The sequence below is a fragment of the Limnohabitans sp. genome, assembly GCF_040401135.1.
Taxonomy (GTDB): domain Bacteria; phylum Pseudomonadota; class Gammaproteobacteria; order Burkholderiales; family Burkholderiaceae_C; genus Limnohabitans.
On the sequence record NZ_JBBAOV010000017.1, the window covers coordinates 20,774 to 47,133 of the forward strand.

General features: G+C 56.5%; 29 protein-coding genes, 1 tRNA gene and 1 riboswitch. Of the genes, 7 read left to right on the forward strand and 23 right to left on the reverse strand.

Annotation, left to right across the window (positions count from 1 at the left end; all coding sequences use genetic code 11):
- Positions 1-79: 79 nt before the first annotated feature.
- From ABWP81_RS06475 to ABWP81_RS06565, 19 genes are all read right to left on the reverse strand, one after another.
- Entirely contained in the window at positions 80-1,108 is a 1,029-nt protein-coding gene (locus tag ABWP81_RS06475) for an acyltransferase family protein (RefSeq protein WP_353140406.1), read from the reverse strand.
- Positions 1,109-1,130: 22 nt separating this feature from the next.
- Positions 1,131-2,048, reverse strand: coding sequence for a cell envelope integrity protein TolA (tolA, locus tag ABWP81_RS06480; RefSeq protein ID WP_353140408.1), 918 nt, complete (start codon positions 2,046-2,048; stop codon positions 1,131-1,133).
- Between the two features lie 74 nt (positions 2,049-2,122).
- Positions 2,123-2,554 carry an ExbD/TolR family protein gene (locus tag ABWP81_RS06485; RefSeq protein ID WP_353132083.1) on the reverse strand — a complete coding sequence of 144 codons (432 nt, stop codon included), beginning with the start codon at positions 2,552-2,554 and terminating at the stop codon, positions 2,123-2,125.
- A gap of 15 nt (positions 2,555-2,569) precedes the next feature.
- Positions 2,570-3,256: a protein TolQ gene (gene tolQ, locus ABWP81_RS06490; RefSeq protein ID WP_353132081.1), complete on the reverse strand. Its 687-nt coding sequence runs from the start codon at positions 3,254-3,256 to the stop codon at positions 2,570-2,572.
- Complete coding sequence (gene ybgC, locus ABWP81_RS06495; RefSeq protein WP_353140410.1) at positions 3,253-3,651, reverse strand: tol-pal system-associated acyl-CoA thioesterase; 399 nt, start codon at positions 3,649-3,651, stop codon at positions 3,253-3,255. The genes tolQ and ybgC overlap by 4 nt, the downstream gene beginning before the upstream one ends.
- 3 nt (positions 3,652-3,654) lie before the next feature.
- Positions 3,655-4,839: a pyridoxal phosphate-dependent aminotransferase gene (locus ABWP81_RS06500; protein ID WP_353140442.1), complete on the reverse strand. Its 1,185-nt coding sequence runs from the start codon at positions 4,837-4,839 to the stop codon at positions 3,655-3,657.
- Complete coding sequence (gene nusB / locus ABWP81_RS06505; RefSeq protein WP_353132077.1) at positions 4,839-5,366, reverse strand: transcription antitermination factor NusB; 528 nt, start codon at positions 5,364-5,366, stop codon at positions 4,839-4,841. Before nusB ends, ABWP81_RS06500 begins: the two co-directional genes overlap by 1 nt.
- On the reverse strand, positions 5,363-5,836 hold the full coding sequence (gene ribH, locus ABWP81_RS06510; RefSeq protein WP_353140412.1) for a 6,7-dimethyl-8-ribityllumazine synthase: 474 nt from the start codon (positions 5,834-5,836) through the stop codon (positions 5,363-5,365). Before ribH ends, nusB begins: the two co-directional genes overlap by 4 nt.
- A gap of 20 nt (positions 5,837-5,856) precedes the next feature.
- Positions 5,857-6,996, reverse strand: coding sequence for a bifunctional 3,4-dihydroxy-2-butanone-4-phosphate synthase/GTP cyclohydrolase II (gene ribBA, locus ABWP81_RS06515; protein WP_353132073.1), 1,140 nt, complete (start codon positions 6,994-6,996; stop codon positions 5,857-5,859).
- Positions 6,993-7,673 carry a riboflavin synthase gene (locus ABWP81_RS06520; RefSeq protein ID WP_353140414.1) on the reverse strand — a complete coding sequence of 227 codons (681 nt, stop codon included), beginning with the start codon at positions 7,671-7,673 and terminating at the stop codon, positions 6,993-6,995. The genes ribBA and ABWP81_RS06520 overlap by 4 nt, the downstream gene beginning before the upstream one ends.
- A 30-nt stretch (positions 7,674-7,703) precedes the next feature.
- The gene (gene ribD / locus ABWP81_RS06525) at positions 7,704-8,807 is read right to left on the reverse strand and encodes a bifunctional diaminohydroxyphosphoribosylaminopyrimidine deaminase/5-amino-6-(5-phosphoribosylamino)uracil reductase RibD (RefSeq protein ID WP_353140416.1); all 1,104 of its coding nucleotides are present in this window, start codon (positions 8,805-8,807) and stop codon (positions 7,704-7,706) included.
- A gap of 40 nt (positions 8,808-8,847) precedes the next feature.
- Positions 8,848-9,258, reverse strand: a complete 411-nt coding sequence (locus tag ABWP81_RS06530; RefSeq protein ID WP_353140418.1) for a type IV pilin protein — start codon at positions 9,256-9,258, stop codon at positions 8,848-8,850.
- A 6-nt stretch (positions 9,259-9,264) separates the two neighbouring features.
- Positions 9,265-9,960 (reverse strand): pilus assembly PilX family protein, encoded by a 696-nt coding sequence (locus ABWP81_RS06535; RefSeq protein WP_353140420.1) that lies wholly within the window; start codon positions 9,958-9,960, stop codon positions 9,265-9,267.
- Positions 9,957-10,724 carry a PilW family protein gene (locus ABWP81_RS06540; protein ID WP_353140422.1) on the reverse strand — a complete coding sequence of 256 codons (768 nt, stop codon included), beginning with the start codon at positions 10,722-10,724 and terminating at the stop codon, positions 9,957-9,959. Before ABWP81_RS06540 ends, ABWP81_RS06535 begins: the two co-directional genes overlap by 4 nt.
- Positions 10,721-11,221: a type IV pilus modification protein PilV gene (gene pilV / locus ABWP81_RS06545; protein WP_353140424.1), complete on the reverse strand. Its 501-nt coding sequence runs from the start codon at positions 11,219-11,221 to the stop codon at positions 10,721-10,723. Before pilV ends, ABWP81_RS06540 begins: the two co-directional genes overlap by 4 nt.
- Positions 11,209-11,727, reverse strand: a complete 519-nt coding sequence (locus ABWP81_RS06550; protein WP_353140426.1) for a pilus assembly FimT family protein — start codon at positions 11,725-11,727, stop codon at positions 11,209-11,211. The genes pilV and ABWP81_RS06550 overlap by 13 nt, the downstream gene beginning before the upstream one ends.
- A 74-nt stretch (positions 11,728-11,801) precedes the next feature.
- The gene (gene nrdR / locus ABWP81_RS06555; RefSeq protein WP_353132057.1) at positions 11,802-12,251 is read right to left on the reverse strand and encodes a transcriptional regulator NrdR; all 450 of its coding nucleotides are present in this window, start codon (positions 12,249-12,251) and stop codon (positions 11,802-11,804) included.
- Between the two features lie 434 nt (positions 12,252-12,685).
- Complete coding sequence (glyA, locus tag ABWP81_RS06560) at positions 12,686-13,930, reverse strand: serine hydroxymethyltransferase (RefSeq protein WP_353132055.1); 1,245 nt, start codon at positions 13,928-13,930, stop codon at positions 12,686-12,688.
- A 27-nt stretch (positions 13,931-13,957) separates the two neighbouring features.
- Positions 13,958-14,086: riboswitch (ZMP/ZTP riboswitch) on the reverse strand.
- Between the two features lie 27 nt (positions 14,087-14,113).
- Positions 14,114-14,950, reverse strand: a complete 837-nt coding sequence (locus ABWP81_RS06565) for a lytic transglycosylase domain-containing protein (RefSeq protein WP_502905517.1) — start codon at positions 14,948-14,950, stop codon at positions 14,114-14,116.
- Positions 14,951-15,027: 77 nt separating this feature from the next.
- Between ABWP81_RS06565 and ABWP81_RS06570 the strand changes: the two genes are divergently transcribed.
- Positions 15,028-17,940: a DUF349 domain-containing protein gene (locus tag ABWP81_RS06570; RefSeq protein WP_353140428.1), complete on the forward strand. Its 2,913-nt coding sequence runs from the start codon at positions 15,028-15,030 to the stop codon at positions 17,938-17,940.
- On the opposite strand, the gene ABWP81_RS06575 is transcribed toward ABWP81_RS06570, so the two are convergent.
- The 4 genes from ABWP81_RS06575 to ABWP81_RS06590 are packed head-to-tail and all read right to left on the reverse strand — an operon-like array spanning position 17,937 to position 20,594.
- Positions 17,937-18,770, reverse strand: coding sequence for a UDP-2,3-diacylglucosamine diphosphatase (locus ABWP81_RS06575; protein WP_353140430.1), 834 nt, complete (start codon positions 18,768-18,770; stop codon positions 17,937-17,939). The genes ABWP81_RS06570 and ABWP81_RS06575 overlap by 4 nt on opposite strands.
- 11 nt (positions 18,771-18,781) lie before the next feature.
- Positions 18,782-19,288: a peptidylprolyl isomerase gene (locus tag ABWP81_RS06580; RefSeq protein ID WP_353140432.1), complete on the reverse strand. Its 507-nt coding sequence runs from the start codon at positions 19,286-19,288 to the stop codon at positions 18,782-18,784.
- Positions 19,289-19,329: 41 nt separating this feature from the next.
- Complete coding sequence (locus ABWP81_RS06585; RefSeq protein WP_353140434.1) at positions 19,330-19,932, reverse strand: peptidylprolyl isomerase; 603 nt, start codon at positions 19,930-19,932, stop codon at positions 19,330-19,332.
- Positions 19,929-20,594, reverse strand: a complete 666-nt coding sequence (locus ABWP81_RS06590; RefSeq protein WP_353140436.1) for a tetratricopeptide repeat protein — start codon at positions 20,592-20,594, stop codon at positions 19,929-19,931. Before ABWP81_RS06590 ends, ABWP81_RS06585 begins: the two co-directional genes overlap by 4 nt.
- Before the next feature lie 101 nt (positions 20,595-20,695).
- Between ABWP81_RS06590 and cysS the strand changes: the two genes are divergently transcribed.
- The 6 genes from cysS (at position 20,696) to ABWP81_RS06620 (ending at position 26,078) form a co-directional block, all read left to right on the forward strand.
- Positions 20,696-22,078, forward strand: coding sequence for a cysteine--tRNA ligase (cysS, locus tag ABWP81_RS06595; RefSeq protein WP_353132043.1), 1,383 nt, complete (start codon positions 20,696-20,698; stop codon positions 22,076-22,078).
- 2 nt (positions 22,079-22,080) lie between these two features.
- Positions 22,081-22,725 (forward strand): DNA-3-methyladenine glycosylase family protein, encoded by a 645-nt coding sequence (locus tag ABWP81_RS06600; protein WP_353140438.1) that lies wholly within the window; start codon positions 22,081-22,083, stop codon positions 22,723-22,725.
- A gap of 21 nt (positions 22,726-22,746) precedes the next feature.
- Positions 22,747-23,724: an acetyl-CoA carboxylase carboxyltransferase subunit alpha gene (locus tag ABWP81_RS06605; protein WP_353137017.1), complete on the forward strand. Its 978-nt coding sequence runs from the start codon at positions 22,747-22,749 to the stop codon at positions 23,722-23,724.
- Positions 23,687-24,655, forward strand: coding sequence for a tRNA lysidine(34) synthetase TilS (gene tilS, locus ABWP81_RS06610; protein WP_353140444.1), 969 nt, complete (start codon positions 23,687-23,689; stop codon positions 24,653-24,655). Before ABWP81_RS06605 ends, tilS begins: the two co-directional genes overlap by 38 nt.
- 36 nt (positions 24,656-24,691) lie before the next feature.
- The gene (locus tag ABWP81_RS06615) at positions 24,692-25,960 is read left to right on the forward strand and encodes an aspartate kinase (RefSeq protein WP_353137020.1); all 1,269 of its coding nucleotides are present in this window, start codon (positions 24,692-24,694) and stop codon (positions 25,958-25,960) included.
- A 25-nt stretch (positions 25,961-25,985) separates the two neighbouring features.
- Positions 25,986-26,078: transfer RNA gene (locus ABWP81_RS06620), tRNA-Ser, on the forward strand.
- Positions 26,079-26,360: the final 282 nt, after the last annotated feature.

The following is a 26,360-nucleotide window of genomic DNA, read 5'->3' on the forward strand; positions in this document are numbered from 1 at the left end:
TGGCCTGCGTGTGTGCTTGGCAATGCAAGCGGCAACACGCTCAGCACTGAAGCACTGAAGCACTGAAGCACCTCAAGGGCTAAAAGAGTCGCTTGGATTGTTGTGATACCCAATGGTGCAGCGGCACTTCTATTTTTTCGTGCAAGAACAAGCCCAGTACCACGCAGCACAACCAAGCAAGGACCGTCATGGCCAACGCAGTTAGAGGGCCACTCATTTGGCTCAGGTTCCAAAGGGCACTGGCCAAAACGATGATGCCAAAGTGCGTCAAGAACAACACATAGGCACTGTTAGACCAACGATGCACAGCGCGTTTGATAGGCGTCCAGCGCACCATACCTTTGGGTTTGATAACCAGCCAGATTGCGGTGATGAGCGCCAAAGATAGGCGTGTGCGGTATTCCACCCACAACGCCCCCACGGCCAGCAGCGCGGTGAACCAAAACACACGCGTTTCAAAGGCTGAGCGCTTGGCCCACGCAGCCAACACTCCGAGGCCATAGGCGCCAAAAAAGTAAACGGCCCACATGTCTAACTCATCCACGCGATTGAATTGCCACATCGCGGCAGCACACAACAAGGCCACTGCCACCGACAAGCGTTTGTGGTGCGTGGTCTGCAAGACGTGACACATCAGCATCAGCAAGGCATACAGTTGGAAGTCGATGGCGACATACCAAGCACCGCTGGCGAGGGCTTCAAATCCCATCAGGTCATGCAGCAGCAAGCCATGCGCCAAGACTTGCAACAAGGTGGGCTCGCTCGGCAGCCAACTGCCATGAATAGCGTTGCGCGACACGGCCACGGCCACGCTGATGAGCACCAAGGCCATTACATAAATGGGCACCAAACGCAAATACCGCTTGGCTATTTGGGTTAAGGGATGCGTGACGGGCTTGTTCATGACCGACTGGGCGGCCAAAAAACCACCCACCACCAAGAACACTTGCACGGCCAAACGTGCGTAGTGATAAAGCCACTCTATGAATTGTGGCCAAGCCGAAGTCATGACCTCTGACATAGGGCCGTAGGCAGAGAAGTGGTGCCACACGATGAACTGTGCAGCCACGACTTTGAGCACATCTACAGTAAGGGAGCGTTCAAACAAATGAATCTATTCCAAGATAGGTTTAGTCGTTTGGCTTGAACACCAATAACAGCGGCGAGTGCACGCGTCCATCGGTGTCACGCGGCAAGATTTCGGTCTTGTCGATGGCCTTGAGCACCGCGTTGTCCCAAGCGGAATTGCCACTGGACTTGACTAGTTTTTTACTCACAATAGTGCCGTCAGGTGCGCAACGCACCTCCACTTCGGCTGCAGGGTTGCCCGAGACCGAGCTTGGATCAAAGGTGATGTTAGGTTTGACGCGAGCGCGAATACGGCCGCCATAACTGTCTGACGGGCCAGAGGCTTTCATGGCATTGCCAGTGGAATTTTCGTTACCGCTGGCGCCTGCCAGACCTGCCATACGCTTCATGTTTTCTTTGCGAATGGCGTCGAGTTTTTTGGCTTCGTCGGCGGCAGCTTTGCTGTCTTTTTGCTCTTGCTGCTTCTTGGCTTCTTTGTCTTTGCGCTCCTTCTCGGCGCGCTCTTTTTGTTTTTCTTTTTCTTGACGATCTTTTTCTTGACGCTCGTCTTCTTTCTTCGCTTCTAGTTTGCGTTTGTCTTCGTCAAGCTTGGCCTTGGCTTTTTTCTCAGCCTCTTTCTTCACGTCTTCTTTGCGGCGTTCTTCGGCCTTCAAAGCGTCTTGCAGTTTTTTCTCTTCTTCGACTTTGCGTTTTTTGGCCAAGGCAATGTCTGCTTCGCGGTTGGGTGCGGGTGGCTCGGGGGCTTTCACCACGGGCTTGGGTGCGGGTTCAGGTTTGGGCGCAGGTGGTGGTGGTGGTGGTGGTGGTGGTGGTTCAACCTCTACCAATGCAGGGGCCGCCGCCATTGGCACAGCCGACCACAACTCTGCCTCTACCGACAAGCTGTTGTCTTGCTTCCACTGAACGCCTGCCGTCAGCGCCGCGATCAGCAAAGCGTGCACCACCAAGGCTGCGCTCACAGAGCGAGCGGTTCCTTTCGGTGGTGGGGGGGCAAACTCCAGATGCTTTGCTTGTGCGCTCATGGGAGGTGAGATCAGTCGACCAATTGAACCGATAGGCCCACGCGCTGCACGCCTGCGCGCTGCAGCGTGTCCATGGCTTTGACCACGGTCTCGTATTTGATGGTGCGGTCAGCGGTAATGACCACGGGGCCTTGAGAGGTTTCGCCCTGCAGTTCACGCACGTCGCGGGCGAGGCCTAATAACGTGCTGTTGACCGATTTGTTGACTGTGCCCGTACTTTTGACGGTGATGCGTTCTTCTTTACTGATCTCGATGTGAATCACTTGATCAGGCACCGTGGATGCTTTGCCCACACTGGGCAAATCAATCACGCTGGGGGAAATGAGCGGTGCGGTCACCATGAAGATGATGAGCAAGACCAACATCACGTCAATGAACGGCACCATGTTGATGTCGTTCATAGCGCGGCGGCCGCGTCCTGAGCGAGAGGAGAGTGAAGCCATGCTGCGTCTTTCGGCTTAGTGAGTCATCGTGCTGGCGCTGTTGCGCTGCAAGATGTTGCTGAACTCTTCGATGAAGGTTTCTAACTTGATGGACACGCGGTCAATGTCGCGTGAAAAGCGGTTGTAGGCCAGCACCGCAGGAATGGCGGCAAACAAACCAATGGCCGTGGCCACCAGTGCTTCGGCAATACCAGGGGCCACTTTGGCCAGCGTCACTTGCTGCATGCCCGCCAAGCCGGTGAAGGCGTGCATGATGCCCCACACCGTGCCAAACAAGCCCACGTAAGGCGACACCGAGCCGACGGAGGCGAGCATGGAGAGGTTGGATTCAATGGCATCCATCTCACGTTGGTAGCTCGCACGCATGGCGCGGCGTGCGCCGTCCATCAAAGCGCTGCTGTCGTTGATGCGGCGCTCGCGCAGTTTTTGGTACTCGCGCATGCCGCTGGCGAAGATGCGTTCCATCGGGCCAGATGTTTTGGCATTTTGTGCGGCAGCTGCGAATAGTTCGTTCAAGCTGGTGCCTGACCAAAAGTCGCGCTCGAACTCGTCGTTGAGTTCTTTGATGCGTTTAATGGAGCCCATCTTGCGAAAGATCGCGGCCCAGCTCACGATGGAGACGCCCATCAGCATCAACACCACAACTTGCACAACCCAACTCGCGTTGAGCAATAAGTGAACGATGGAAAAGTCTTGTGTCATGTCAGTCGTTCCAATACAGAAGGGGGGATTCTCGCAGGCTTCATCGTGGTGGCATCGACCCAACCGATACGAATCGTACCTTCGCAAAGTAAAGTGTTACCCAGCCACGCTTGTTGGCCGATGACGAGGCTGGCGCGTCCGCCTTCTGCCATGCTGGCGGTGACGCGGAGCACGTCATCCAGCTTGGCGGGACGGTGGTATTTGACGGTGGTTTCACTCACCACAAACATGCCACCGGTTGTCTCGCGCAGCGCGTGTTGGCCGATGCCAAGCGCACGCAGCCACTCGGTGCGGGCTCGTTCAAAAAATTTCAGGTAGTTGGCATAAAACACGATGCCACCTGCATCGGTGTCTTCCCAATAAACCCGAATGGGGTGTTCGAAAACGGTGCGCATGAATTAGCCCAGCAAAGTTTGTAAACGTCCAATCACTGATTGCAACTCGGGCAAAGAGCGGGCGGTTGAAAAGCGCACAAAACGCGAGGTGTCGGCTTGGCCAAAGTCTCGCCCAGGAGTGATGGCTACATTGGCTTTGTTCATTACTTCAAACGCAAAGTCCCAGCTGCCAATCACGCCCAGTTTGTCAGCTGCTGCCGTGCAATCAGCCCACGCATAAAACGCACCATCGGGCATCACGGGCACATTCAAGCCCAGCGCGTTGAGGGCCGGCACAAAGTAGTCGCGGCGAGCTTTGAACTCAGCGCGACGGCGTTCGTACTCAGCCATGCTCTCGGCTTCAAAGCAAGCGAGTGCGGCGTGTTGCGCGACAGTGCTGGCGCAGATGAATAGGTTTTGCGCCAAGCGCTCCATCACCGGCACGAGTGCATCGGGCACGGCCAGCCAGCCCAATCGCCAGCCCGTCATGTTGAAGTATTTGCTGAAACTGTTGATGCTGATGACTTGGTCGTCGATGCCAAGTGCCGATTGGCCAAACTCTGGGTCGTAACTCAGACCTAAATAAATCTCGTCAATCATCGTGGTGCCACCTCGGTGTGACACCTCGTTATGAATGGCGCGTAACTCAGCGGGGTGGATGGACGTGCCGGTCGGGTTGGATGGAGAGGCTAATAAGACGCCACGTGTTTGTGGCGTCCAATGCGCGCGCACTTGTTCCGCAGTGAGTTGAAAACGTTGTTCTGCGGTGGTCGACACTAACACGGCGCGGCCTTCTGCGGCAGTCACAAAGTGGCGGTTGCAGGGATAGCTGGGGTCGGGCATCAGCACGTCATCACCCGCCTCAACCAAGGCCAAGCATGCCAATTGCAGCGCGGCAGAAGCACCAGCGGTGATGACGATGCGGCGGGCTGGCACATTCACCCCAAAACGTGTGCGGTACCAATCGCTGATGCGCTCGCGTAACTCGGGGATACCGAGCGCAGGCGTGTATTGCGTCACGCCGTCGTGGATGGCGCGTGCTGCGGCTTCTTGCACCAAGGGCGGCGCAGTGAAATCGGGCTCGCCGATGTTCAAAAAGATCATGGGCGCATTGGTGTGAGCCACCAAGGCGGCACGCTCGGCGGCGGCCTTGGCCACCTCCATCACATAGAAAGGCTCAATGCGTTTTGCGCGCTGGGCGATTTTCATCATCCCTCGCGCAGCTTGCCTTTGGCGCGGTCAGATTCAACTTCGAGTGCCCGCAGTTTGGGGGCCAAGCCGTTGAGCACACCGTTGACGTACTTGTGACCGTCGGTGCCGCCAAAAGATTTGGCAAGTTCGATATATTCGTTCAGCACCACGCGCCATGGCACGTCAATGCAGTGTTGAAACTCATACACACCCATCCACATCACGGCGTGTTCGATGGGAGAGATTTCCTCTAGCTTGCGGTCAAGTAAGGGCTCAATCAAGGAGTCCAAAATCTCGCGTTGCTCGATACAGCCGTACAACAGCGCGTCGTAATGCACCGAGTCGGATTTGTGAAAGCCGCTCAGGTCGCGGGTGAATATGTCTATGTCTGCCGCTTCGTTGTTGCCCACCAAAAATTGGTAGAGCCCTTGCAAGGCAAATTCACGCGAGCGGCTGCGGCCTGATTTAGAGGCGGTTTTGCGCGGGGCTTTGTCGCTGGTGGTGATTTGAGCCGATGTGTTGACGGTGTGTTGAATGTCGCTCATGCCAGTTGCTCCAGCAACAAAGCCATTTCCACAGCCACGCGTGCGGCGTCGCGGCCTTTGTCGGTTTGGCGGGCCACCGCTTGTGGCATGTCTTCGGTGGTCAGGATGGCATTGGCAATGGGCACGTGGTAATCCATGCCCACACGGGTCACGCCAGCGCCCGATTCGTTGGCCACCAACTCAAAGTGATAGGTCTCGCCACGGATGATGCAGCCCAGAGCAATGAGTGCGCTGAAGGGTTCGGGGTCTTCAATTTGCGCGAGCGCCGCCAAGGCCAAAGGCACTTCGAGGGCTCCTGGTACATGGACGTGGGTGATGCGGTCATCCGCCACACCCAATGCTTTGAGTTCAGCGATGCAGGCAGCAGCCAGAGCGTTGGTGACGTCGTCGTTGAAGCGCGCTTGGACGATGCCAATTTTTAAAGTGCTGCCGTCAAGTGTGGTGGTGGAGGCGAGGTTAGAGACAAACATATTTTTATTCTTTGATGGTTTTATTCTTTGGACAGGTAGCCCGTGATTTCAAGCCCGTAGCCCGTCATGCTGGGCATGCGGCGTGGGTTGCCCATGAGGCGCATTTTTTGTACACCGCAGTCGCGCAAAATTTGAGCGCCCACGCCGTAGCTGCGCAGGTCCATACGGCCGCGCTCTGGGGCTTGGGCTGATCGGGCCGTGCCTTCGAACTGTGCCAGGAGCTGTTCACCGCTTTCGCCGCAGTTGAGCAACACGACCACGCCAGTGCCCTCTGCACTGATGCGTGACAAAGCTGCGTCTAAGCCCCATGAATGCATGACTCGGTTGGGCTCCAACGCATCGAGCACAGACAGAGGCTCATGCACGCGAGCCAGCACTTCGGTGTCAGCCGCCCACGCGCCTTTGACAAGGGCCATGTGAACGGCGCCGCTGGTCATGTCTTTGTAGGCGTTGGCTGTGAACTCGCCGTGAGCCGTGTGCATGGGGCGAGAGCCCACTTTGCAGACCAATGACTCGTTGCGGCTGCGGTAGGCAATGAGGTCCGCAATGGTGCCGATCTTCAAGCCGTGTTCGGCCGCAAAAATTTGCAGATCAGGCAGACGAGCCATGGTGCCGTCGTCTTTCATGATTTCGCAAATCACTGAAGAAGGCGAGCAGCCTGCCATCGCGGCCAAGTCGCAACCCGCTTCGGTGTGGCCAGCACGCATGAGCACACCGCCGTCCACCGCTTGCAGGGGAAAAACGTGACCGGGCTGCACCAAGTCAGTGGGCTGGGTGGCTTTGGCCACGGCCACTTCGATGGTGTGCGAGCGATCAGCAGCAGAGATACCGGTGGTCACGCCCTCAGCCGCTTCGATGGACACGGTAAACGCTGTGCTGTAAACCGTGCCGTTACGTGCAGCCATGGGAGGCAGCTTTAAATATTCGCAGCGCTCGCGGGTGAGCGTGAGACAAATCAAGCCGCGGCCAAAACGGGCCATGAAGTTGATGGCTTCGGGGGTGACGTGGTCAGACGCCAGCACCAAGTCGCCTTCGTTTTCGCGGTCTTCCTCGTCCACCAAAATGACGATGCGACCGGCTTTCATGTCGGCCACGATGTCTTCAACGGGAGAAATAGAAACAGGAACAGCAATGGGCTTTAGCCCCAGGGTGGCGCTCATGGGTGGGCTTTCAATGAGGCAGCGTTACCCAGCGAGGCGTCGACACGCAACATGCGTTCGACGTAGCGGGCCACGGTGTCAATTTCGAGGTTCACCGTACTACCTGATTTGAGCGAGCCCAAAGCGGTGTTGTCAACGGTGTGAGGAATGATGTTGATGCTGATTTCAGAGCCGCGCAAGCCCAAGGGGCCGTCGGCGTTGAAGAAGTCTTGAACGCTGTTGACCGTCAGGCTCACGCCGTTGATGGTGATGGAGCCTTTGTAGGCCAAATACTTGGCTAGCTCGAACGGCGCCATGATGCGCAACTCCCAGCTTTCGCCGATTTGTTCAAAGTGGCTCACGTGGCCAATGCCGTCCACATGGCCGGACACGATGTGTCCGCCCAAGCGGTCATGAGCGCGCAAGGCTTTTTCAAGATTGACGCGGCCAAGCTCTTTCAGACCACTGGTGCGAGCCAATGATTCAGCAGAGATGTCGATGGTGAAGGTGTGTGAGTCGAGGTCAAAGCTGGTGACCGTCATGCAAGCGCCGTTGAGCGCGATGCTGTCCCCCAGTGCGACGTCGTCAAGGTACACGGCAGGGGTCTCAATGGTGAGACGCTTGCCATGGCTTAAAGAGCTACCCAGGTCGTGGACAGCGGTGATGCGCCCCACGCCGGTGATGATTCCGGTAAACATGGTTGATATTTTCGCAGGTTTAAGTGCTGCTTACCGGCTGAGGCGGGCCAATATCCTTAAATCAGGGCCGATTTTTGTCACTTCGTGAAACGAGAGCGCTTTTGAATCGTCCAAACTTGTGAAAGGCCCCAAATTTGTCATGCCTCGGCCTTGCCCCATGAGCTTGGGGGCGAGGTAGGTAAGCAGTTCGTCCACCAAGCCTTCGCGGAGCAGCGAGCCATTGAGTTTGTGGCCCGCTTCCACATGCACTTCGTTGATTTGCTTTTGGCCAAGGTCTTTGAGCATGGCTGCAAGGTTGACCTTGCCAGAGGCATTAGGCAGGCAAATGACCTGAGCGCCTTTGGCCTCTAGGGCTTGGCGGCGCTCTGCGTTGTCCACTGCGCAGTAAATCCACACGGGGCGTTGTGGATTGAACAAATTCGCCGTGAGTGGGGTTTCGAGCTGGCTGTCCATCACCACCAGTGTGGGCTGGCGTGGCGTGGGGATGGCGCGCACATCGAGTTGTGGATCGTCTTCCAACACGGTGCCTATGCCCGTGAGCACGGCGCAGGCACGGGCACGCCAAGCGTGGCCATCGTCACGCGCAGGCGCCGAGGTGATCCATTGGCTCACGCCGTTTTCAAGCGATGTCTGGCCGTCGAGGGACGCAGCGATTTTCATGCGTACCCACGGTGTGCCGTGCGTCATGCGTTTGAAAAATCCGATGTTGAGTTCGCGGGCTTGCGTCTCGAGCAAACCCACATCAACCTGCATGCCAGCAGCACGTAGACGTGCAATGCCTTGACCTGCGACTTGTGGGTTGGGGTCTTGGGCGGCCATCACCACACGGGCCAAGCCAGCATGGATGAGCGCGTCGCAGCATGGGCCGGTTTGGCCTTGGTGGCTGCAAGGCTCTAGCGTCACATAGGCGGTCGCACATTTGACATCGTGGTGCTTGGTTTGCGCATCACGCAAAGCCATCACTTCGGCATGTGCTTCACCAGCACGCTGTGTGTGACCGCTGCCCAGCATGGCACCGTCCGCTCCAACGATGACGCAGCCCACGCGGGGGTTAGGTGAGGTGAGGTAGATCGCGTCATTCGCCAAGCCCAGGGCTTGCTGCATGAAGGCGATGTCGTGGGTGAAAAAAGTCATGGCGTAATTATGAACGGCCAAGCTGGTCAGCGGCGATGGCTTAGCGGCTCCAACATTGCGCCGAAGTTTGGCTGGCGCCTTGCACGTTACGCACACCGAGGTGATTGATGGTCAAGATGCCGCAAACATCCGTCGCTTGCGCGCCCAAGGGTGTGGCACTGAGGGTGAAGCTTTGCGCAGTGCTAGCAAAGGTCATTTTGTAGCGCTGCCCGTCAATTTGTAGCACGCTGACGGGTACATCGGCTGCCAGCGGGTAGCTGCCATTGGCGCTGGCGGCCCGTTCAAACCAGTGCGCGGCTTGCAACAAGGATGCGCGTGCTTGTGCGCGCTGGCTTCGCGCCATTAAGCTTTGGTAGCTGGGCCACGCCAAGGTGGTAAGCAGCGCTACGCAGGCGAGTGCGATGAGCACCTCGATGAGGGTGAAGCCTCGCAATGGGTCTGAGTTTTTCATAGAGGGTTAGTCCTTTAATACATGCCAGCTGTGCCATTGGCCGGTGTTGGCTGTTGGGGTGTTGCGGACCCAAATGGCTTGCAGAACTGTGGTGCTGCCTGGCATGACGCCCTTTGCCAGCGAAGTGATGCGGTAGATGAATGGCGCTGTAGATAAGGCGTTGGCGGCATTGCTGTTTTGCTGCGGAAAAATTTCGACCCAATACCAAGCGGTGTCGTTGCCATAGGGCGTATCGGTGGCGCTGACTTGCATAGACGCGGCGGTTTGCGTTTGCCAGAAACTGGCTTTGGCGGCCTTGATATCGAGTGTGTGAGGTGTGCAAATGCCAGCGTTGCATTGATTTAAATTTGTGTTGACACGCTGACGCAGCAGCTCGTACTCGCCCATCGACTTTGGAAAAAACGCGTGTGTTTGAGTGCTGCTGCCGGCAGTGTGACGAAGGTTCACGGCTCCATCGTTGTTGTTTGTGCCAACTCCCAAAAGATCGGCCAAGGCCACAGGCAATACCGCTTCCGCTTTGAGCTGGGCGCGAAGTTGGTCTGCCTCGGCGTTGAGCAACTGAGCGTTCACCCACAAGTTGCGCAAAGCCAGCAGGGTGGCGATGCTTGCCAGCGCAAGCATGACCATCAAGGTAGGCAATGCAAAGCCTCGGCTGACGCCATGGCGGAGGCTCAATCTGTGGCTAAGCGTTGAGCGCTTCATGGCATCACCCCGTCGCGGTTACGTAAAGCCACCACCCGTTTGAAGGTGCGACGCATACGGCCATCTGCTGGCAGGGCCTCGTCTTGGCAACCTTTGAGCTGGCTGTTGGGTTTGGTGTTGTGAACGGTGTGGATGCTGGCCACGCGCAGGCATACCTCGATAGCCAACACCAGCGTCATGTCGGTCACTTGATTCGCGGTTTTCCATTGGATGGTTTGTGTGCTGGGGTTGGCTTCGGCATAGCGCAGCTGAAAGTCTTCTACGCCTTCGGCCAACGCTTGGTAGGTGCTGTTGGTGAGGTTGAGGTCTTTGCAGCTCAGCTCTTTGTTGGTATTGAGCTTGTAGTCGTTGCGCACGCTGGTGTGAGAGGTGCCCGTGTTGCCTTGACAGTCGCTGGTGTCCAGCGCAGACCAGTGACCGAGGGTGAGGCTTTCGATGTTCTTGGTTCCGTTGACGCCTGCAACCGCAGTTTGCTCTGAGTCTTGGCCAGGGGATAGTTCCACAGTAAATTTGCCATCGCTGTTGCTATTCGGCTTGAGGTAGGACGCTCCCGCTATGTGCGTTTGCTCGCGGATGTTGCGCAAGGCAACCCTGGCGTTGGCGTGTACAGCATCGGCGGCAGCCATAGCGCTCCACGTTTGCATGCTGGTGCCGTAGGCCGACATGGCAGCTGCGATAACAAGCAGACTCAGTGCCATGCCAATGAGCAACTCTGGCAATGTGTAGCCGCGTTGTGACGGTGTGTCTTGTTTGTGCCGGCTCATCGGTCGGGCCTGAAGAACAAACGCCAGCAACTCATTTGCTCGGGGCAGGGCGGCGTGCCGGATGCGGTGTCGGTACGTAATGTTTCGTTGCTATCGCGCCAAGCGATGACGATGCCCCACCAGCCCGCTACATCGCTCAATTCAAATACAGCCGCATCACCTTCTGGCAGCTGGCTTTTTAATGATTGTTGCAACTGCTGCTTGTCCCACATTGCCAGTTCTTGGCGTGAGCAGGCGCTAGTCGTACAGTCCGGCGAACCTGTGGCGGCGTTACCCCACGCCTTGGCGTACATCGCACGTTGTAGTGCGTTCAAATGCATGCGTTCGGCCAAATCGTCTGCTATGCCAGCGGCGACAGAGCGCATGAGTTGTTGGCGTTGTTGGACCAAGGCTTGCTGGTGCAGCCACAACAGGCCAAGCACGCCAAAGGCCAAGATGACCAAAGCAATCAAGGCTTCTAGCAGAGCTATGCCAAGCGGCCGATTCAATTGCTGCATGCTTCACCCGATTGCCAACGCAAGCGGCTGGCGCTGCTGAGGCACAAGACGTTGGCGATGTTCAGTGCAGCTTGCTGCGACTTAACAACCCAGCGATCACCCACGGTGCCCAGGTCGCCGCGTTGGCTGATATCCAGTGGGTCTGACTTGGCGAAAGTCACTTTCAATGGCGCATGCAATGGCGAGGTGTGCAGCACAGTTTGATTGGCCTTGACGACCAGCTGCCAGCCGCAGCTCCAGTCTTTATCAGATGATGTTCGCCAGGTGCAATCAAGCAAAGGCGTGAGCTGCAAAGTTTCACCACGTTGCAAGGCCCGCACGCGGGCGGTTTGCAAATCGTTCATCAGCTGGTCGCGGGCGGCTTCCACACGGCTGCGCTCTTGCAGGCGTTGCCAGCTGGAAATGGCAAATGAGGCCATGACCGCGAGCACGCCCAAACACACCAACAACTCCACCAACGTGAAGCCTTGTGGGTATGAGCGTTGAGAACGGCGAGGATGAGGCATAAAAAAACCTAGCGTTTGCATGCGGCAAATGCTAGGTACTCAAAGGGGTTCAGCGCATGGCTGAGACTCGAAAACTACTTGCGAACTTCGTCCACCAAACTCTTGAAGTCATCGATGTCTTCGAAGCTGCGGTAAACACTGGCAAAGCGGATGTACGCGACTTTGTCGAGTTTTTTGAGTTCACGCATCACGAGCTCGCCAATGCGGGTGGAGGGCACTTCGCGTTGGCCCAGCGACATGAGTTTTTCCTCGATGCGCTCGACGGCGCTGTCAACCTGCTCGGTGCTAACAGGGCGTTTGCGCAGCGCGAGGCTCATGGAGTCGAGAAGCTTGCTGCGTTTGTATTCGGTGCGGCGACCGTCTTTTTTGACGATGTTGGGATAGTTGACATCTGGGCGCTCATAGGTGGTGTAGCGCTTTTCACAGGCGCCGCATTGGCGACGCCGACGCACTGAGTCACCGTCTTCGGACATGCGGGTTTCGACGACTTGTGTTTCTAGGTGGCCGCAGAAGGGACATTTCATTTTTTGTACTCTCTTTTGCTGTTTTGTTGGGGCTGCTTTTGTTTGCTTCTGTTCTTGCTGGGCTCGCTGAGGGTGTTTGGTATTGGCCGCTTCCTCATGCTGGAGTACCAGAAATCGTTAGCGGCCAATACCAAACACCCTCAGTCTGCGACGTGCTGTGCTTGCGCTCGCATGTTTCGCTCGTACCAATTGTTCGGACGATGTTGCAAAGCAACGAGCAAACCATTTCCAACCTCAAACAGCGCGGGTTGTTGGTACGGCGGGTGATGATTTCTGTACCCAGCATGAAGAACCCGCCGGACCAGCAACCCGTGCCGTCTCCGGCGAGAACCCTTGACGAACGAGAGCCCCTCACGAACGAGAACTCTTAACGAACGAACAAAAAGCGAAGACAAACAAAAACCCCGCCACAGAGGACGGGGGTGAATAACAAGTTACTTGTAAACAGGAAACTGAGAAGTCAGCGCATGCACCTTGGCACGCACCGCCGCTATGTTGGCTTCGTCGTGTGGGTTGTCCAACACGTCTGCAATCAAGTGGGCGGTGATGCGAGCTTCTTCATCTTTGAAACCACGCGTTGTCATGGCAGGTGTACCGATACGCACACCGCTGGTGACAAATGGTTTCTCTGGATCGTTCGGGATGGCGTTCTTGTTGATCGTCATGTGGGCTGCGCCCAATGCTGCTTCGGCTTCTTTGCCGGTGATCTTCTTGGAGCGCAGGTCCACCAACATCACATGGCTTTGTGTGCCGCCGCTGACGATGCGCAGGCCGCGAGACGTCAAAGTTTCTGCCACGATCTGAGCATTTTTTACCACTTGGGCTTGGTAGTTTTTGAACTCTGGTTGCATGGCTTCTTTGAAAGCCACGGCCTTGGCTGCGATGACGTGCATCAAGGGGCCGCCTTGCAGGCCTGGAAAAATGGCACTGTTGATGGCTTTTTCGTGCTCGGCCTTCATCAAGATGATGCCGCCGCGTGGACCGCGCAAGCTCTTGTGGGTGGTGGATGTGACCACGTCGGCGTGTGGCACGGGGTTGGGGTATTGGCCAGCGGCGATCAAGCCGGAGTAATGGGCCATGTCGACCAAGAAGATGGCACCCACTTCTTTGGCGATTTTTGCAAAGCGTGCCCAGTCAATGTGCAAGCTGTAGGCTGAGGCACCAGCAATGATGAGTTTGGGTTTGTGCTCGCGAGCCTTGGCTTCCATCGCTTCGTAGTCGATGGCCTCGTTGGCATCCAAACCGTAAGACACGGCATTGAACCATTTGCCAGACATGTTCAAAGCCATGCCGTGGGTCAAGTGACCACCTTCGGCCAAGCTCATACCCAAGATGGTGTCGCCGGGCTTCAAGAAAGCAAGGAACACAGCTTCATTGGCCGATGCGCCGCAATGGGGTTGCACGTTGGCGGCTTCTGCGCCGTAAATTTGTTTCAGGCGGTCGATGGCCAACTGTTCAGCCACGTCCACATGCTCGCAGCCACCGTAGTAGCGCTTGCCTGGGTAGCCTTCGGCGTATTTGTTGGTCAGTTGCGAGCCTTGTGCTTGCATGACAGCGGGAGACGCGTAGTTTTCGCTGGCAATCAGCTCAATGTGGTGCTCTTGGCGGGCGTTTTCGGCCTGAATGGCGGCCCAAACTTCGGGGTCGGTTTGTTCAATCAAGATGTTGCGGTTGTACATACTGGCAGTCCTAGAAAAAGGTGGTTTTATGGCTGCCCAGGCGAACGGCAAAACACCTCTGTCAACAGAGGCTGCGCGCTTCCCAGTGGTCATACATCCACGTCAGCGGTATGGGGCAAATGCCACACACGCCTATCGCCAGTTGCGCACAGTTTAGAGTTTACCGCGCTTCCAAAGCCTTATTTATTCGGCTTCATCCTTGCCAAAAGGGGTTAGGCGCTGTGCTTTTTCCCACAAGCTCTCCAAACGGGCCGTGGCCGCTTCGGCTGCGGTGGAAGGGGGTGGGGCCAAGGGCACTTTCACGCCTTTGGCCACTTGCTGCAAGCGAGCGTTTTCAGCCAGTACCTTGGCGGTGTAGCCTTGGTCGTCTTTCATGTTGCCCGCGCCCACATAGAGTTTGAGGCCGCCCTCCGTGCTGCCCGCTCGGTTGATGCACTCTTTGAGCACGATCACGCCGACGCGCAGATTTGCGACTGGGTCAAACGCTGCCAAGGTACCGCCAAAGCCTTGGTATTTTTGTTCATGTACCTTGGTCATGACTTGCATCAGGCCTTGTGCCCCAACAGAGCTTTGGGCGAAGGGGTTAAAGCCCGATTCCACAGCCATCACGGCCAAAATGAGCGTGGGTTCAATTTGGTTGCTAGGACCTACGTCGTAAGCTTCAGCCACCAAAGCGCTTAAAGGCTCGGGTGCCACGCGGTATTTTTTGCTCAGCCAATAAGCAAGGTTGGCTTGCTGTTTGGGCAAGTCGCGGGGGTCTGTGGCGGTGGCGCGGTCGACCGCGTCGGCATCGGTGGCAATGCCTAGTTCGTCATACTGGCGCTCTTGTAGCCAGCTGATGACCTTGGCTTCGGTTACTACTCGCAGGTCGGGGCGCACGGTCAACGCCACGGCAAAGAAGAAGAGAGACAGGCCCACCACGGCCAGGCCGTTGTGCGAAATGGCAAAAAAGCCTTGAGCCACGTCAGCTGCAAAGGTGCGTAGACCTAGCTGCAATCGGGCGAGTAAAGAAATAGACATAAATTTATTAAATAGGAAACAGCCGAAATTTTAAAGCCTCGGCGACAATGCCCCCTAATTTACTGTGAGCCCTACTTGTGACTGATTCTTCTAACAAACCCCTTGACCTCGCTACCCTAGACACTTTGACCGGTGGCGCTTTTACCGTTTCAACCTCGGCAGACCGCACCGCACGCCTGCGTGACTGGCTAGCTGGCCAGCCTACCTTGGCGCAAGTCCAAGCCGCATTTGACGAAATGAGCCACCGCGACAAGGGTGCCGCCAAAGTGCTGCGCGAAAAGCTGGACGAGTTGCGTCGCAGCAAAGACCAAGACGCCTTGATCGTGGAGTGGGCCGCCAAAGGCGAAGCCCTGCGCGACTCGCCGCACATCAACTTGAGCGATGCCATGGGCTGGCAGCGCGATGCCGCCAAAGCTGGTGCGCCGTTGTCACGCGAGCCCTTGGCCGGTTTGAAAACCGCCTTGGCCGAGCGCGTCAAAGCCATCGAAGACTTGCAACACCAAACCCAAGTGCAGCGCGAAGCTGCTGTGCTGTTGGCTCAGCGCATTGAAGTGCTGTCCACCAAGCCTTGGCAAGACGCTTTGGCCCAGCGCGAAGCGCTGCAAGCCGATCTGGACCGTTGGGTTGCTCAAGCCCAAGCCTTGGCTGCTGACGCTCAGTGGGCTAGCGTGGACGCCAAGTTTGCCTCTGCTTTGCAAACCAGCACCCAACAAGTGCAAGCCGTTTGGACTGCTTTTGGCGAGGCCTTGACCTTGACCGAAGCTGCTGCTGCAGACGCCGCTGCACCCTTGCCCGACGTACCCGCTTGGTCTGACCAAATTCGCTTGGCCCGTGGCGAAGCGCTGCCTCAAGCCGCTGCGCCTGCTAAACCCGCCAAGCCAGCTGCTGCTGGTGTGGACGCGACCCGCAAAATCAAACCCACCGCCGACAAAGCGGTGGTGGACCAAATGCGTTTAGAGCTGGCCATGCAAGCCGAGGCCTTGTTTAAGCCTGCGCCTGTGGCCAAGCCCGTGAAAGCCAAAGCACCTAAAGCAGAAGAAGTGGCGCCTGCGCAAGATGCTGCTGTTGTCGAGCAAGTGGCTGTTGAAGCTACGCAGGCACCTGTTGTGGACGCGGCTGCGGTGATTGAAGTGACTGCACCTGAAACAGCGGCAGTCGAGGTTGTCACGCCAGTTGATGAAGTTGCTATTCAAGCAAGTGCCTCAGATGCAGCCCCTGCTGCTGATGGTGCAACTTACGAAGTAAAAGCTGTCGAAACCCAAGCAGAAACTGCCACCCCTCAAAAACCAGCTGCCGCCAAAGCCGACGACGTGGTCCGCGTGCCAGCCGTGGGTGGCCGCAAGATGCAAGAAACCCTACGCAACCTGCGCGAGCAATGGAAAAAAATCGACAAAGAAGCCGCGCCCAATCCCGCGTTGTGGAAGCGCTTTGACGCTGCTTGCAACCGCGCCCACGAAGTGGTGGACGCATGGCTCAAAGAAGCTCGCGCTCAAACTGCTGCGCACAAAGCCCAACGTTTGGCTTTGATTGAAGAAGTCAAAGCATGGGCGGTTGAGCATGCCAACGGCCCAGATTGGAAAGGCGTCGCACGCCAGTTGCACCAGTTTGCCCAACGCTGGCGCGAAAGCGGCCACCTGAGCGAAAAAATGTTTGCCGAGTTGCAACCCGTTTGGAAGGCCGCCATCCACGCCGCGCACGAACCGCTGGAAGTGATGCAAAAAGCAAGTCTTGCACGTCGCCATGCCTTAATTGCCGAAGCACAAGCTTTGGGCGCTGCGCCCTCGCTGCGTGTGGACGCTGTCAAAGCCTTGCAACAACGTTGGCAAGAAGAAGCCCATGCCGTGGTGCTGGACCGCAAACTAGAACAAAAATTGTGGGACGCATTCCGTCAACCTATTGACGAAGCCTTTGCTCGTAAATCGTCTGTGCGCGAGCAATCGCAAGCTGCTTTGACACCGCACGACAAAGCTGTGCTGGATGCCGCCAAGGCCTTGGATTCAGCCACCGCCAAAGGTGATGCAGGTGCAATTCGCGCTGCCATGCACATGCTGGAACAAATTGCACGCGGGGAGGTGGTGGCGCCAGTCGCAGCCCCTGCACCTGCAGCGGTTGTAACGGTTGCTGTAGCTGACGCTTCATCTGAAGTCGTCACAGAGCCAGAAGCCCTCGCTACAGAAGTTGCAACAGACGCCTCAGCCGAAGCTGTATCAAGCGATGCTGCCCAAAGCTCTGACCATGCAAGCGCTGAATCAAGCACAGAGCAGCTTGCTGACAACTCTGCCGAAGCTGCGGAGCCCTTGGCTGAAGTTGCCCCCGTCAAACCCAAAGCCGCACCACGCCCTGTCGTGGCGGTGCGCGGCGACGACCGACCTGGCCAAAAACGCACCGAGTCCGCGCCTGCTGGCCGTGGTCGCGATGGCAAGCCCGGCGGCAAGTTTGGCGACAAACCAGGCTTTGGACGTGACGGTAAGCCAGGCCGCGATGGCGGTCGAGACGGTTTTGGTGACCGCGAAGGCTTTGCTCCGCGTGGCCCACGTTTGGGCGATGCGGCTTTCCGCGCCCAACGTTTTGCCTTGGAATCAGCCCAAGATGCTCTGCGCCGCTTGGCTGCCCATGCCCATGGCGAGGTGTTGACCCAGCTTATGCACGCTTGGGAAAAGCGTGATGCAGCCCAGTTACCCGCCGCTCAAGCCATTGGCAGCAAGCTCAGCCCAGCCCAACGCACGCAATGGTCGCAAGCCCTGTTGGCTCAGCCGCAAGGCGAGGCGGTCACGCCTTTGTTGCGTTTGGAAGTGGCCGCTGACTTACCCACACCTGCTGCGCACATCGATGCTCGCCGCGCTTTGCAGTTGCAAATGCTCACACGCCGCAATGACCCATCGCCTCAAATGACTTGGGCTGCTGACGCAGCGCAGGTCTTGGGTGGTGCTTATGACGAAGCGGCAGCGCGTCGTTTGCAAGCGGCGCTGAAGGTGTTGTTGAAACGCTAAACGCTCAAGGGCAGTCGTTGCAGCCCTTGCGTTGTATTCGCTGCTTGCGTGCGTTGCCAGCTCAGCACCTCTAGGCGAGGGGGTTGGGCATCTGCATCCCAGTCGCTCAGCACCCAGCGGGTGAGACCTTGACCTAAGTCGTGCATCGCTGGTTTGTGGGTGTGGCCGTGCAGCAGCACCTGGGCGTCTACAGCTTTTAGCCACTCAATGGCTGCTTGGGTGTCTACGTCGGCATAGCCAGCAAAGTCTGGGTCTTGGGCGTGGCTTTGTTTGCGGGCCTCGCTTGCGCTTCGGACGCTGCGTGCATAGGTTTGACGTTCGGCCAAAGGCTTCGCCAAAAAGGCGGCTTGCCACTCGGGCTGACGGACTTGTGCACGAAATGCCAAGTAGTCGTGGTCTTCTAAGCACAGAGCGTCACCGTGGCTAAGCAAGATGCGCGTGCGCGTTGCACCTTCATCAGACCCAAGATCCAGCAACGTTGGGTCGCTCAAACTTTGCACACCTGTTGCATTGAACAAGTCAGGACCCACCAAAAAGTCGCGGTTGCCACATATGAAAAACACGGGCATGCGCTGCGATGTGGTTTTGAGCGCCGCCATGCATTGCAAGGCGAAGGGGTCTTGGGTGTCGTCGCCCACCCACACTTCAAACAAATCACCCAATATAAACAGCGCATCTGCCGGTGTATGCGCCATGTGTTTTGCCCAAGCATCAAACGTTGCAGGCTCGCTTGCGTCCAGGTGCAGGTCTGAAATGAAGTCAACGCGCTGCCAGTGCAGCGGCGCCTGTATGCTGGGCACAGGCTGGGGCAGCAAGGGTGGCGTTGACATCAGCCGAGGGCTTAAAGCGCAACAGCTTTGTCGATGATCACATCTTCTTTCGGCACGTCGTCATGGAAGCCTTTGCGACCCGTTTTGAGTGCGGCGATTTTGTCGACCACGTCTTGGCCTGACACCACTTTGCCAAACACGGCATAGCCCCAGCCTTGTTGGCTAGGTGCTGTGTGGTTTAAAAACTCGTTGTCAGCCACGTTGATGAAGAACTGAGCGGTGGCTGAGTGTGGGTCAGACGTGCGAGCCATGGCCAGCGTGTAGTGCTTGTTTTTAAGGCCGTTGTTGGCTTCGTTTTCGATCGGTGCGTCGCAATCTTTTTGCGTCATGCCCGGCTCGAATCCGCCGCCTTGCACCATGAAGCCAGGAATCACGCGGTGAAAAATGGTTTTGTCGTAGTGGCCCTTGTTCACGTAGTGCAAAAAGTTCTCCGCGCACTTGGGGGCTTTTTCAGCGTCCAGCTCGATGGTGATGACGCCGTGGTCCAAGATGTGCAGTTCGACTTGTGGGTTGCTCATGGTGTGTTTCCTTAAATGAAATGAAATATGTCGGCGCGCGCTTAAAGCACGCTGGCCGTTTGAATAATGATGGGTGTGCGTGGCACATCCGATGGGAATGGGCCGCCAAAACCGGTTTGCACGGTTCTAATTTTGGTCACCGTGTCCATGCCCGACACCACTTTGCCAAACACGGTGTAGCCGGGTTGTTGGGGGCTAGGGTCAAGGAAGCTGTTGTCCACCACGTTGATGAAAAACTGAGATGTTGCTGAGTTGGGCACATTTGTGCGTGCCATGGCAAGTGTGCCCACGGTGTTGCGTGGCCCGCCTTTGGCCAAGGCTTCGCGCCCTTCGTGCTCAACCGGAGCGCGTGTGCGACGTTCTATATATTTTTGATCATAGCCACCGCCTTGCACCATGAAGTTGCCAATCACGCGGTGAAAGATCGTGCCGTCGTAGTGCTTGTCGCGCACATATTGCAAAAAGTTGTCAACGGTTTTGGGTGCTTTGTCGGGGTAGACCTCGACCACAAATTCGCCCGCACTGGTGACGAACTTCACGCGGGGCGCGTCTTGTGCAATGGCGGTTTGGGCCAAGCCCAAAATAGATAGGGCGCAAAAGCCAACTTTGCAAAGTGCGCGGCGTGTCAAAGAGGTGAGTGTCATGGTTTGCCTTGGGTGATTTCTAAAACAGGTTTCAGACGTTCAATTTTTTGTGTAATTCCGCGTTGCTTGGGTTCAACGGTCAAAGACCGCTCATACGACTGACGTGCCATGTTGACCAGCAAGTCGCCCATGTTTTCGTAGGCTGCGGCGTAATTGGGGTTGACTCGAAGTGCCGCATCTAGTGAGGCCTTGGCGTTCGGGTAGTCGCCTTTGGCAGCGTAGATCGCGCCCAAGTTGTTGTGCGGCTCGGGCAGCTCGGGATACTCACGTGTAAGGTCGAGGTACACCTGCCGAGCCATGTCCGGTTGGTCGAGTTGCTCAAAAATATAGGCTTGCCAAAACCGCATTTGTGGGTCACGCGGGTTGGTAGACAAGCCTTTGTTGACCAATAGCAAGGCCTGCGGGTATTTGGCTTGGCGCAACAGCTTGCGCACATCGTTGTGCGGTGTGCTGATCACGGTGGGCAGGGTAGATTGACCGGGCTGCCATTCCAAGGCCTCCACGCTTTGGGCCTGTGCAGAGCCAGCCGTCGCGCCTGCGATCATCAAAACAAGTGCGAGGCACATCAGCCAGTAGATCGCCAAGTGGCTTGCTAGTTGGAGTTGTGGGGCGTTTAGCGAAGCCACTGAGTTGGCTTTTGGAAATGCGTGAGGGTTTGTCATGTGCTTTGTATACTGATGGCATTGTAAAACAGAGGGTCTGAACAACTCTTTGGCTTTCACCTCAATACCGACCCTTCTTTGCGGTCTATTACCAATCATTCATGACGCTTCGCATTCACAACACGCTCACGCGTGCGCTGGAGAACTTTTCGCCTCTGGAACCGGGTCATGTGCGCATGTATGTGTGCGGCATGACCGTGTATGACTTGTGCCATTTGGGCCACGCCCGATCGATGGTGGCGTTTGACGTGGTGCAGCGTTGGCTTAAGGTCAGTGGCTATCGCGTCACCTATGTGCGCAACATCACCGACATTGACGACAAGATCATCAAGCGCTCGCTGGAAAACGGCGAAACCGTGCGCGGCCTGACCGACCGCATGATCGAAGCCCTTCACCAAGACGCCGACGCTTTGGGCATCGAGCGCCCCACACACGAGCCGCGTGCGATGGACTATGTGCCGCAAATGCTGTCGATGATTGGCACTTTGCAAGATAAAGGTTTGGCCTACCAGGCCAGTAATGGCGATGTGAACTACGCCGTGCGCAAGTTTCCAGGCTACGGCAAGCTCTCAGGCAAGTCACTGGACGAATTGCAAGCTGGCGAGCGCGTGGCGGTGAGCACCGAGGAAGGCGGCAAACAAGATCCATTGGACTTTGTGTTGTGGAAATCAGCCAAACCGAGCGAGCCCGACGAAGTGAAATGGGCCAGCCCCTTTGGCGCAGGCCGCCCCGGTTGGCACATCGAGTGCTCGGCTATGAGTTGCGAGATGTTGGGCCAAAGCTTTGACATTCACGGAGGTGGCGCAGACTTGCAGTTCCCGCACCACGAAAACGAAATTGCCCAAAGCGAAGGTGCGAACGGCCAAAAAATGGCTAGCGTTTGGATGCACAACGGCTTCATCAACGTGGACAACGAAAAAATGTCCAAAAGCTTGGGAAACTTCTTCACGATTCGCGATGTACTCAAAGAGTTTGACGCTGAAACAGTGCGGTTTTTTGTCATCCGTAGCCACTACCGCAGCCAACTCAACTACAGCGATGTGCATTTGAGCGATGCACGTGGCGCGTTAAAGCGCCTTTACACAGCGTTGGGATCGGTGACTGCTGAAAACATCACGATTGATTGGGCTGAGCCTCACGCCGCACACTTCAAGGCAGCCATGGATGAAGACTTTGGCACGCCCGAAGCCGTGGCCGTGTTGTTTGAATTGGCAGGTGAAGTCAACCGCACGGCCTCAACACAAACCGCTGGTTTGCTCAAAGCCTTGGGCGGCGTCTTGGGCTTGTTGCAAGACGATCCCAAAGCCTTTGCCCAAGCCGGTTCGGATGTGGATGAAGAAGCCATTCAAGCGCAAATTGCGGCACGCGCAGCTGCCAAAGCTGCCAAAAACTTTGCCGAGGCTGACCGTATTCGCCAAGCCTTGGCTGCTGAAGGCATCGTGCTCAAAGATTCGCCCACGGGCACCACGTGGGAGCGTGGCTAGATATGGCTAACACCGAAAAAGTTATTGTCGCCACGCCCGAGTATTGGGCCGACGCGTGCAAACACCTGATGAAAAAAGATCGGGTCATGAAGCGCCTAATTCCACAGTTTGGCGAGGTATCGCTGCAGTCGCGCGGTGACGCGTTTGTGACGCTGGCGCGCAGCATTGTGGGCCAGCAGGTGTCGGTCAAAGCGGCGCAAACTGTTTGGGACCGCTTTGCTTTGTTGCCTCGCAAAATTACCCCTGTGAATGTGCTCAAGCTCAAGGTTGACGACATGCGTGCAGCTGGATTGTCAGCCCGCAAGGTCGAGTACATCGTCGATCTGGCGCTGCACTTTGACAGCGGTGCTTTGAATGTGAAAAAGTGGACTGAGATGACAGACGAGGCCATCATCGACGAGCTGGTAGCCATTCGCGGCATTGGCCGCTGGACGGCTGAGATGTTTCTGATGTTCCACCTGATGCGGCCCAATGTGTTGCCTTTGGACGATGTGGGCCTGATCAACGGGATCAGCCGCAATTATTTTTCGGGTGAGGCGGTCAGTCGCAACGAGGCCAGAGAAGTGGCGGCTCCGTGGGCCCCTTATTGCAGTGTGGCAACTTGGTATATTTGGCGCTCGCTAGACCCGCTGCCCGTGTCTTATTAAGCGCTCAAGGAGTATTGAATTTTGGCTAAAAGAACCTTCCTCGACTTTGAACAACCGATTGCTGACCTCGAAGGCAAGATTGATGAGCTGCGCTATGTGCAAAGCGAGTCTGCGGTAGATATCTCTGACGAGATTGATCAGCTCAGCAAGAAGAGCATGCAGCTGACCAAGGACATTTACAGCGACCTCACGCCTTGGCAAATTACCAAAATTGCTCGCCACGCGGAGCGCCCTTACACGCTGGACTACATCAATGACATCTTCACCGACTTTGTGGAAATGCACGGCGACCGTCACTTTGCCGATGACATGAGCATCGTGGGGGGCTTGGCTCGCTTTAACGGCAATGCCTGCATGGTCTTGGGTCAGCAAAAAGGCCGCGACACCAAAGAGCGCGCCTTGCGTAACTTTGGCATGAGCAAGCCAGAGGGCTATCGCAAAGCACTGCGTTTGATGAAGACGGCCGAGAAGTTCAAGCTGCCCGTATTCACCTTTGTGGATACCCCCGGCGCCTATCCCGGCATTGATGCTGAGGAGCGCAGCCAGTCTGAAGCGATTGGCCGAAATATTTTTGAAATGGCCCAACTCGAAGTGCCCATCATCACCACCATCATTGGTGAAGGTGGCTCGGGCGGTGCGCTGGCCATCAGTGTGGCTGACCAAGTGTTGATGCTGCAGTACTCGGTGTACTCGGTCATCAGCCCTGAAGGCTGCGCCTCGATTTTGTGGAAAACCTCCGACCGCGCCGAAGACGCAGCCGAAGCCTTGGGCATCACCGCTCATCGCCTCAAGGCATTGGGGTTGGTCGACAAAATCGTCAACGAGCCTGTGGGTGGCGCACACCGCGACCCCAAGCAAATGTCGGCGCAGCTTAAGCGCGGCTTGAACGACGCTTGGCGTCAGGTGAGTGACCTCAAGGTGAAAGAGTTGCTCGACAAGCGTTATGACCGTCTGCAAAGCTATGGCCGTTTCACCGACACCAAAGCTGACGCCCGCTAACTTCCCCTGCCTGGACGCGCTTCAGCACCTTGGTCCTTTTGCCGTTGCGCTGAGCGGTGGGGCTGATTCCACTGCTCTATTGGTTGCCTGTGCTGTCCGTTGGCCGGACAGGGTGCATGCGGTGCATGTGCACCACGGGCTGCAAACTGCGGCGGATGGTTTTGAGGCGCACTGCGTGGCCCTGTGCCAACGCTTCAACGTGCCACTGGCGGTGCAACGCGTGAACGCCGTTCATGCCGCAGGTGAAAGCCCCGAGGACGCTGCCCGCCAAGCCCGATACCGCGCACTGGCCGAAGCGCTGCAACACAACTGGGGCGCACACATTCAACACATGGCCTTGGCTCAACATGCGGATGACCAAGCTGAAACCCTGCTTCTGGCGCTCTCGCGCGGCGCTGGCTTGCCCGGCCTAGCGTGCATGCCAGCAGTGGCTAAGCGCCACGGCGTGACCTACCATCGCCCTTGGCTGGATGTGCCAGGACTTGCCTTGCGCGAGGCACTCAAAGCCGCTGGCGAAACTTGGGTAGAAGACCCCACCAACACCGATACGCGCTTTACCCGTAACCGCATTCGTGCCGAGCTTTTGCCTGTGATAGCGCAAGCATTTCCTTCCTTCAGGCAAACCTTTGCGCGCAGCGCCTCGCACGCAGCACAAGCGCAAACTTTGTTGCAAGAAGTTGCTGAACAAGATTTGCTACAGGTAGGTAATCCACCAGTTATTAAAGCTTTGCAGCAGCTAGGCGAGGCACGGCAATCGAACCTGCTGCGCCACTGGCTGGCGCTAGAGCACTCACAAGCTAGCGCTGCACAGTTGCAGGCGTTACTGGTGCAGGTGAAGGCTTGCATCACACGCGGCCATCACATCGACATCAAGGTGGGTCGAGGCTTTGTGCGACGTGATGGTGCGGTGTTGCGTTGCTACAATCTGTAGGTTTTTTTGCCCATAACACAACACTTTTAAAGAAATATGGCATTGATCGTTCACAAATACGGCGGCACGTCGATGGGCTCGACAGAGCGCATTCGCAACGTCGCCAAGCGCGTGGCCAAGTGGGCCCGCGCAGGCCACCAAATGGTGGTGGTTCCTTCCGCGATGAGCGGCGAGACCAACCGTTTGCTCGGCCTCGCCAAAGAATTGGCCCCCGCCAAAGCCGACTCGTCCTACAACCGAGAACTCGACATGCTGGCCTCTACAGGCGAGCAAGCGTCGTCTGCCTTGTTGGCTATAGCGTTGCAAGCCGAAGGCCAGCCTTCGGTCAGCTACGCTGGCTGGCAAGTGCCCATTCGCACCAACAACGCTTTCACCAAAGCGCGCATTGAGTCGATTGACGGCGTACGGGTGCGTGCCGATTTGGACGCGGGCAAAGTGGTCATCATCACAGGCTTTCAGGGCAAAGACGAACACGACAACATCACCACCTTGGGTCGTGGCGGCTCTGACACTTCGGCTGTGGCCGTGGCTGCAGCCCTCAAAGCCAAAGAGTGCCTGATTTATACCGACGTGGACGGCGTGTACACCACCGACCCGCGCGTGGTGCCTGAAGCCCGTCGTTTAGAAACACTGTGTTTTGAAGAGATGCTGGAAATGGCATCTTTGGGTAGCAAAGTTTTGCAAATTCGATCGGTTGAATTTGCTGGTAAATACAAGGTGCCGCTGCGCGTGTTGTCCAGCTTCACCGCGTGGGACATTGACATCAACGAAGAAGCCAAATCAGGCACGTTGATCACCTTTGAGGAAGACGAAAAAATGGAACAAGCAATCGTATCGGGCATCGCCTTCAACCGTGATGAAGCCAAAATTTCTGTGGTCGGCGTGCCAGACAAACCAGGCATCGCCTATCAAATCTTGGGTGCTGTGGCCGATGCCAATATCGAAGTGGACATGATCATCCAAAACATCAGCAAGGATGGCAAAACCGACTTCAGCTTTACCGTGCACCGCAATGACTTTGCGCGCACCACCGACTTACTGAAAGAAAAAGTGTTGCCAGCCTTGGGTGCTAGCGAGGTGATCGGAGACACCAAAATTTGCAAAGTGTCTATAGTGGGCATTGGTATGCGCAGCCATGTGGGCGTGGCCAGCAAGATGTTCCGTTGTCTGAGCGAAGAGGGCATCAACATCCAAATGATCTCGACGTCTGAGATCAAAACATCGGTGGTGATTGATGAAAAATATATGGAGCTTGCGGTGCGCGCGCTTCACAAAGCTTTTGATTTGGATCAGCCCAATCTCTAAGGTTCGTGCATAATATGCACCAGCTGGAAACGTGACCGAGTGGCCGAAGGTGCTCCCCTGCTAAGGGAGTATGGGGTGTAGAGCCTCATCGAGGGTTCGAATCCCTCCGTTTCCGCCAGCAAACAAGCAAAGACGCCCCTTACGGGGCGTTTTTCATTCCTACCCACCAAACTACCCGCCTTAACTGGGATTCGGTCGAGGTAAGGCGCTGGTTGCGCAACAGACAAAATTTCCCCAATCACTAAGTCTAAAATACAGCCTATATTGCGTTAAATAAACATACAGCATATAATTTGTAAATCTAAAATACATACTAGGTGCTGTATGAGTAATTACACAATCCAGACCGCTGAGCAGCTCAAGCCCATCATTGCGGGGTTTCGCAAAAGTGCAGGCTTGA

What these genes read in the sequence shown, in the direction of transcription:
- ABWP81_RS06615 (WP_353137020.1), top strand. Translation starts at nt 24,692, where the DNA reads ATGGCATTGATCGTTCACAAATACGGCGGCACGTCGATGGGCTCGACA.
- ribD (WP_353140416.1), bottom strand. Translation starts at nt 8,807, where the DNA reads ATGACTTTTTTCACCCACGACATCGCCTTCATGCAGCAAGCCCTGGGC.
- ABWP81_RS06575 (WP_353140430.1), bottom strand. Translation starts at nt 18,770, where the DNA reads ATGTCAACGCCACCCTTGCTGCCCCAGCCTGTGCCCAGCATACAGGCG.
- glyA (WP_353132055.1), bottom strand. Translation starts at nt 13,930, where the DNA reads ATGTACAACCGCAACATCTTGATTGAACAAACCGACCCCGAAGTTTGG.
- ABWP81_RS06530 (WP_353140418.1), bottom strand. Translation starts at nt 9,258, where the DNA reads ATGAAAAACTCAGACCCATTGCGAGGCTTCACCCTCATCGAGGTGCTC.
- ABWP81_RS06590 (WP_353140436.1), bottom strand. Translation starts at nt 20,594, where the DNA reads ATGACAAACCCTCACGCATTTCCAAAAGCCAACTCAGTGGCTTCGCTA.
- ABWP81_RS06500 (WP_353140442.1), bottom strand. Translation starts at nt 4,839, where the DNA reads ATGAAAATCGCCCAGCGCGCAAAACGCATTGAGCCTTTCTATGTGATG.
- ABWP81_RS06600 (WP_353140438.1), top strand. Translation starts at nt 22,081, where the DNA reads ATGGCTAACACCGAAAAAGTTATTGTCGCCACGCCCGAGTATTGGGCC.
- ybgC (WP_353140410.1), bottom strand. Translation starts at nt 3,651, where the DNA reads ATGCGCACCGTTTTCGAACACCCCATTCGGGTTTATTGGGAAGACACC.
- ABWP81_RS06565 (WP_502905517.1), bottom strand. Translation starts at nt 14,950, where the DNA reads ATGTCTATTTCTTTACTCGCCCGATTGCAGCTAGGTCTACGCACCTTT.
- pilV (WP_353140424.1), bottom strand. Translation starts at nt 11,221, where the DNA reads ATGCAGCAATTGAATCGGCCGCTTGGCATAGCTCTGCTAGAAGCCTTG.
- tolQ (WP_353132081.1), bottom strand. Translation starts at nt 3,256, where the DNA reads ATGACACAAGACTTTTCCATCGTTCACTTATTGCTCAACGCGAGTTGG.
- nrdR (WP_353132057.1), bottom strand. Translation starts at nt 12,251, where the DNA reads ATGAAATGTCCCTTCTGCGGCCACCTAGAAACACAAGTCGTCGAAACC.
- nusB (WP_353132077.1), bottom strand. Translation starts at nt 5,366, where the DNA reads ATGAGCGACATTCAACACACCGTCAACACATCGGCTCAAATCACCACC.
- ribBA (WP_353132073.1), bottom strand. Translation starts at nt 6,996, where the DNA reads ATGAGCGCCACCCTGGGGCTAAAGCCCATTGCTGTTCCTGTTTCTATT.
- ribH (WP_353140412.1), bottom strand. Translation starts at nt 5,836, where the DNA reads ATGTTTGTCTCTAACCTCGCCTCCACCACCACACTTGACGGCAGCACT.
- ABWP81_RS06580 (WP_353140432.1), bottom strand. Translation starts at nt 19,288, where the DNA reads ATGAGCAACCCACAAGTCGAACTGCACATCTTGGACCACGGCGTCATC.
- tilS (WP_353140444.1), top strand. Translation starts at nt 23,687, where the DNA reads ATGGCCGTTTCACCGACACCAAAGCTGACGCCCGCTAACTTCCCCTGC.
- ABWP81_RS06540 (WP_353140422.1), bottom strand. Translation starts at nt 10,724, where the DNA reads ATGAGCCGGCACAAACAAGACACACCGTCACAACGCGGCTACACATTG.
- ABWP81_RS06550 (WP_353140426.1), bottom strand. Translation starts at nt 11,727, where the DNA reads ATGCCTCATCCTCGCCGTTCTCAACGCTCATACCCACAAGGCTTCACG.
- ABWP81_RS06535 (WP_353140420.1), bottom strand. Translation starts at nt 9,960, where the DNA reads ATGAAGCGCTCAACGCTTAGCCACAGATTGAGCCTCCGCCATGGCGTC.
- ABWP81_RS06485 (WP_353132083.1), bottom strand. Translation starts at nt 2,554, where the DNA reads ATGGCTTCACTCTCCTCTCGCTCAGGACGCGGCCGCCGCGCTATGAAC.
- ABWP81_RS06585 (WP_353140434.1), bottom strand. Translation starts at nt 19,932, where the DNA reads ATGACACTCACCTCTTTGACACGCCGCGCACTTTGCAAAGTTGGCTTT.
- ABWP81_RS06520 (WP_353140414.1), bottom strand. Translation starts at nt 7,673, where the DNA reads ATGTTTACCGGAATCATCACCGGCGTGGGGCGCATCACCGCTGTCCAC.
- cysS (WP_353132043.1), top strand. Translation starts at nt 20,696, where the DNA reads ATGACGCTTCGCATTCACAACACGCTCACGCGTGCGCTGGAGAACTTT.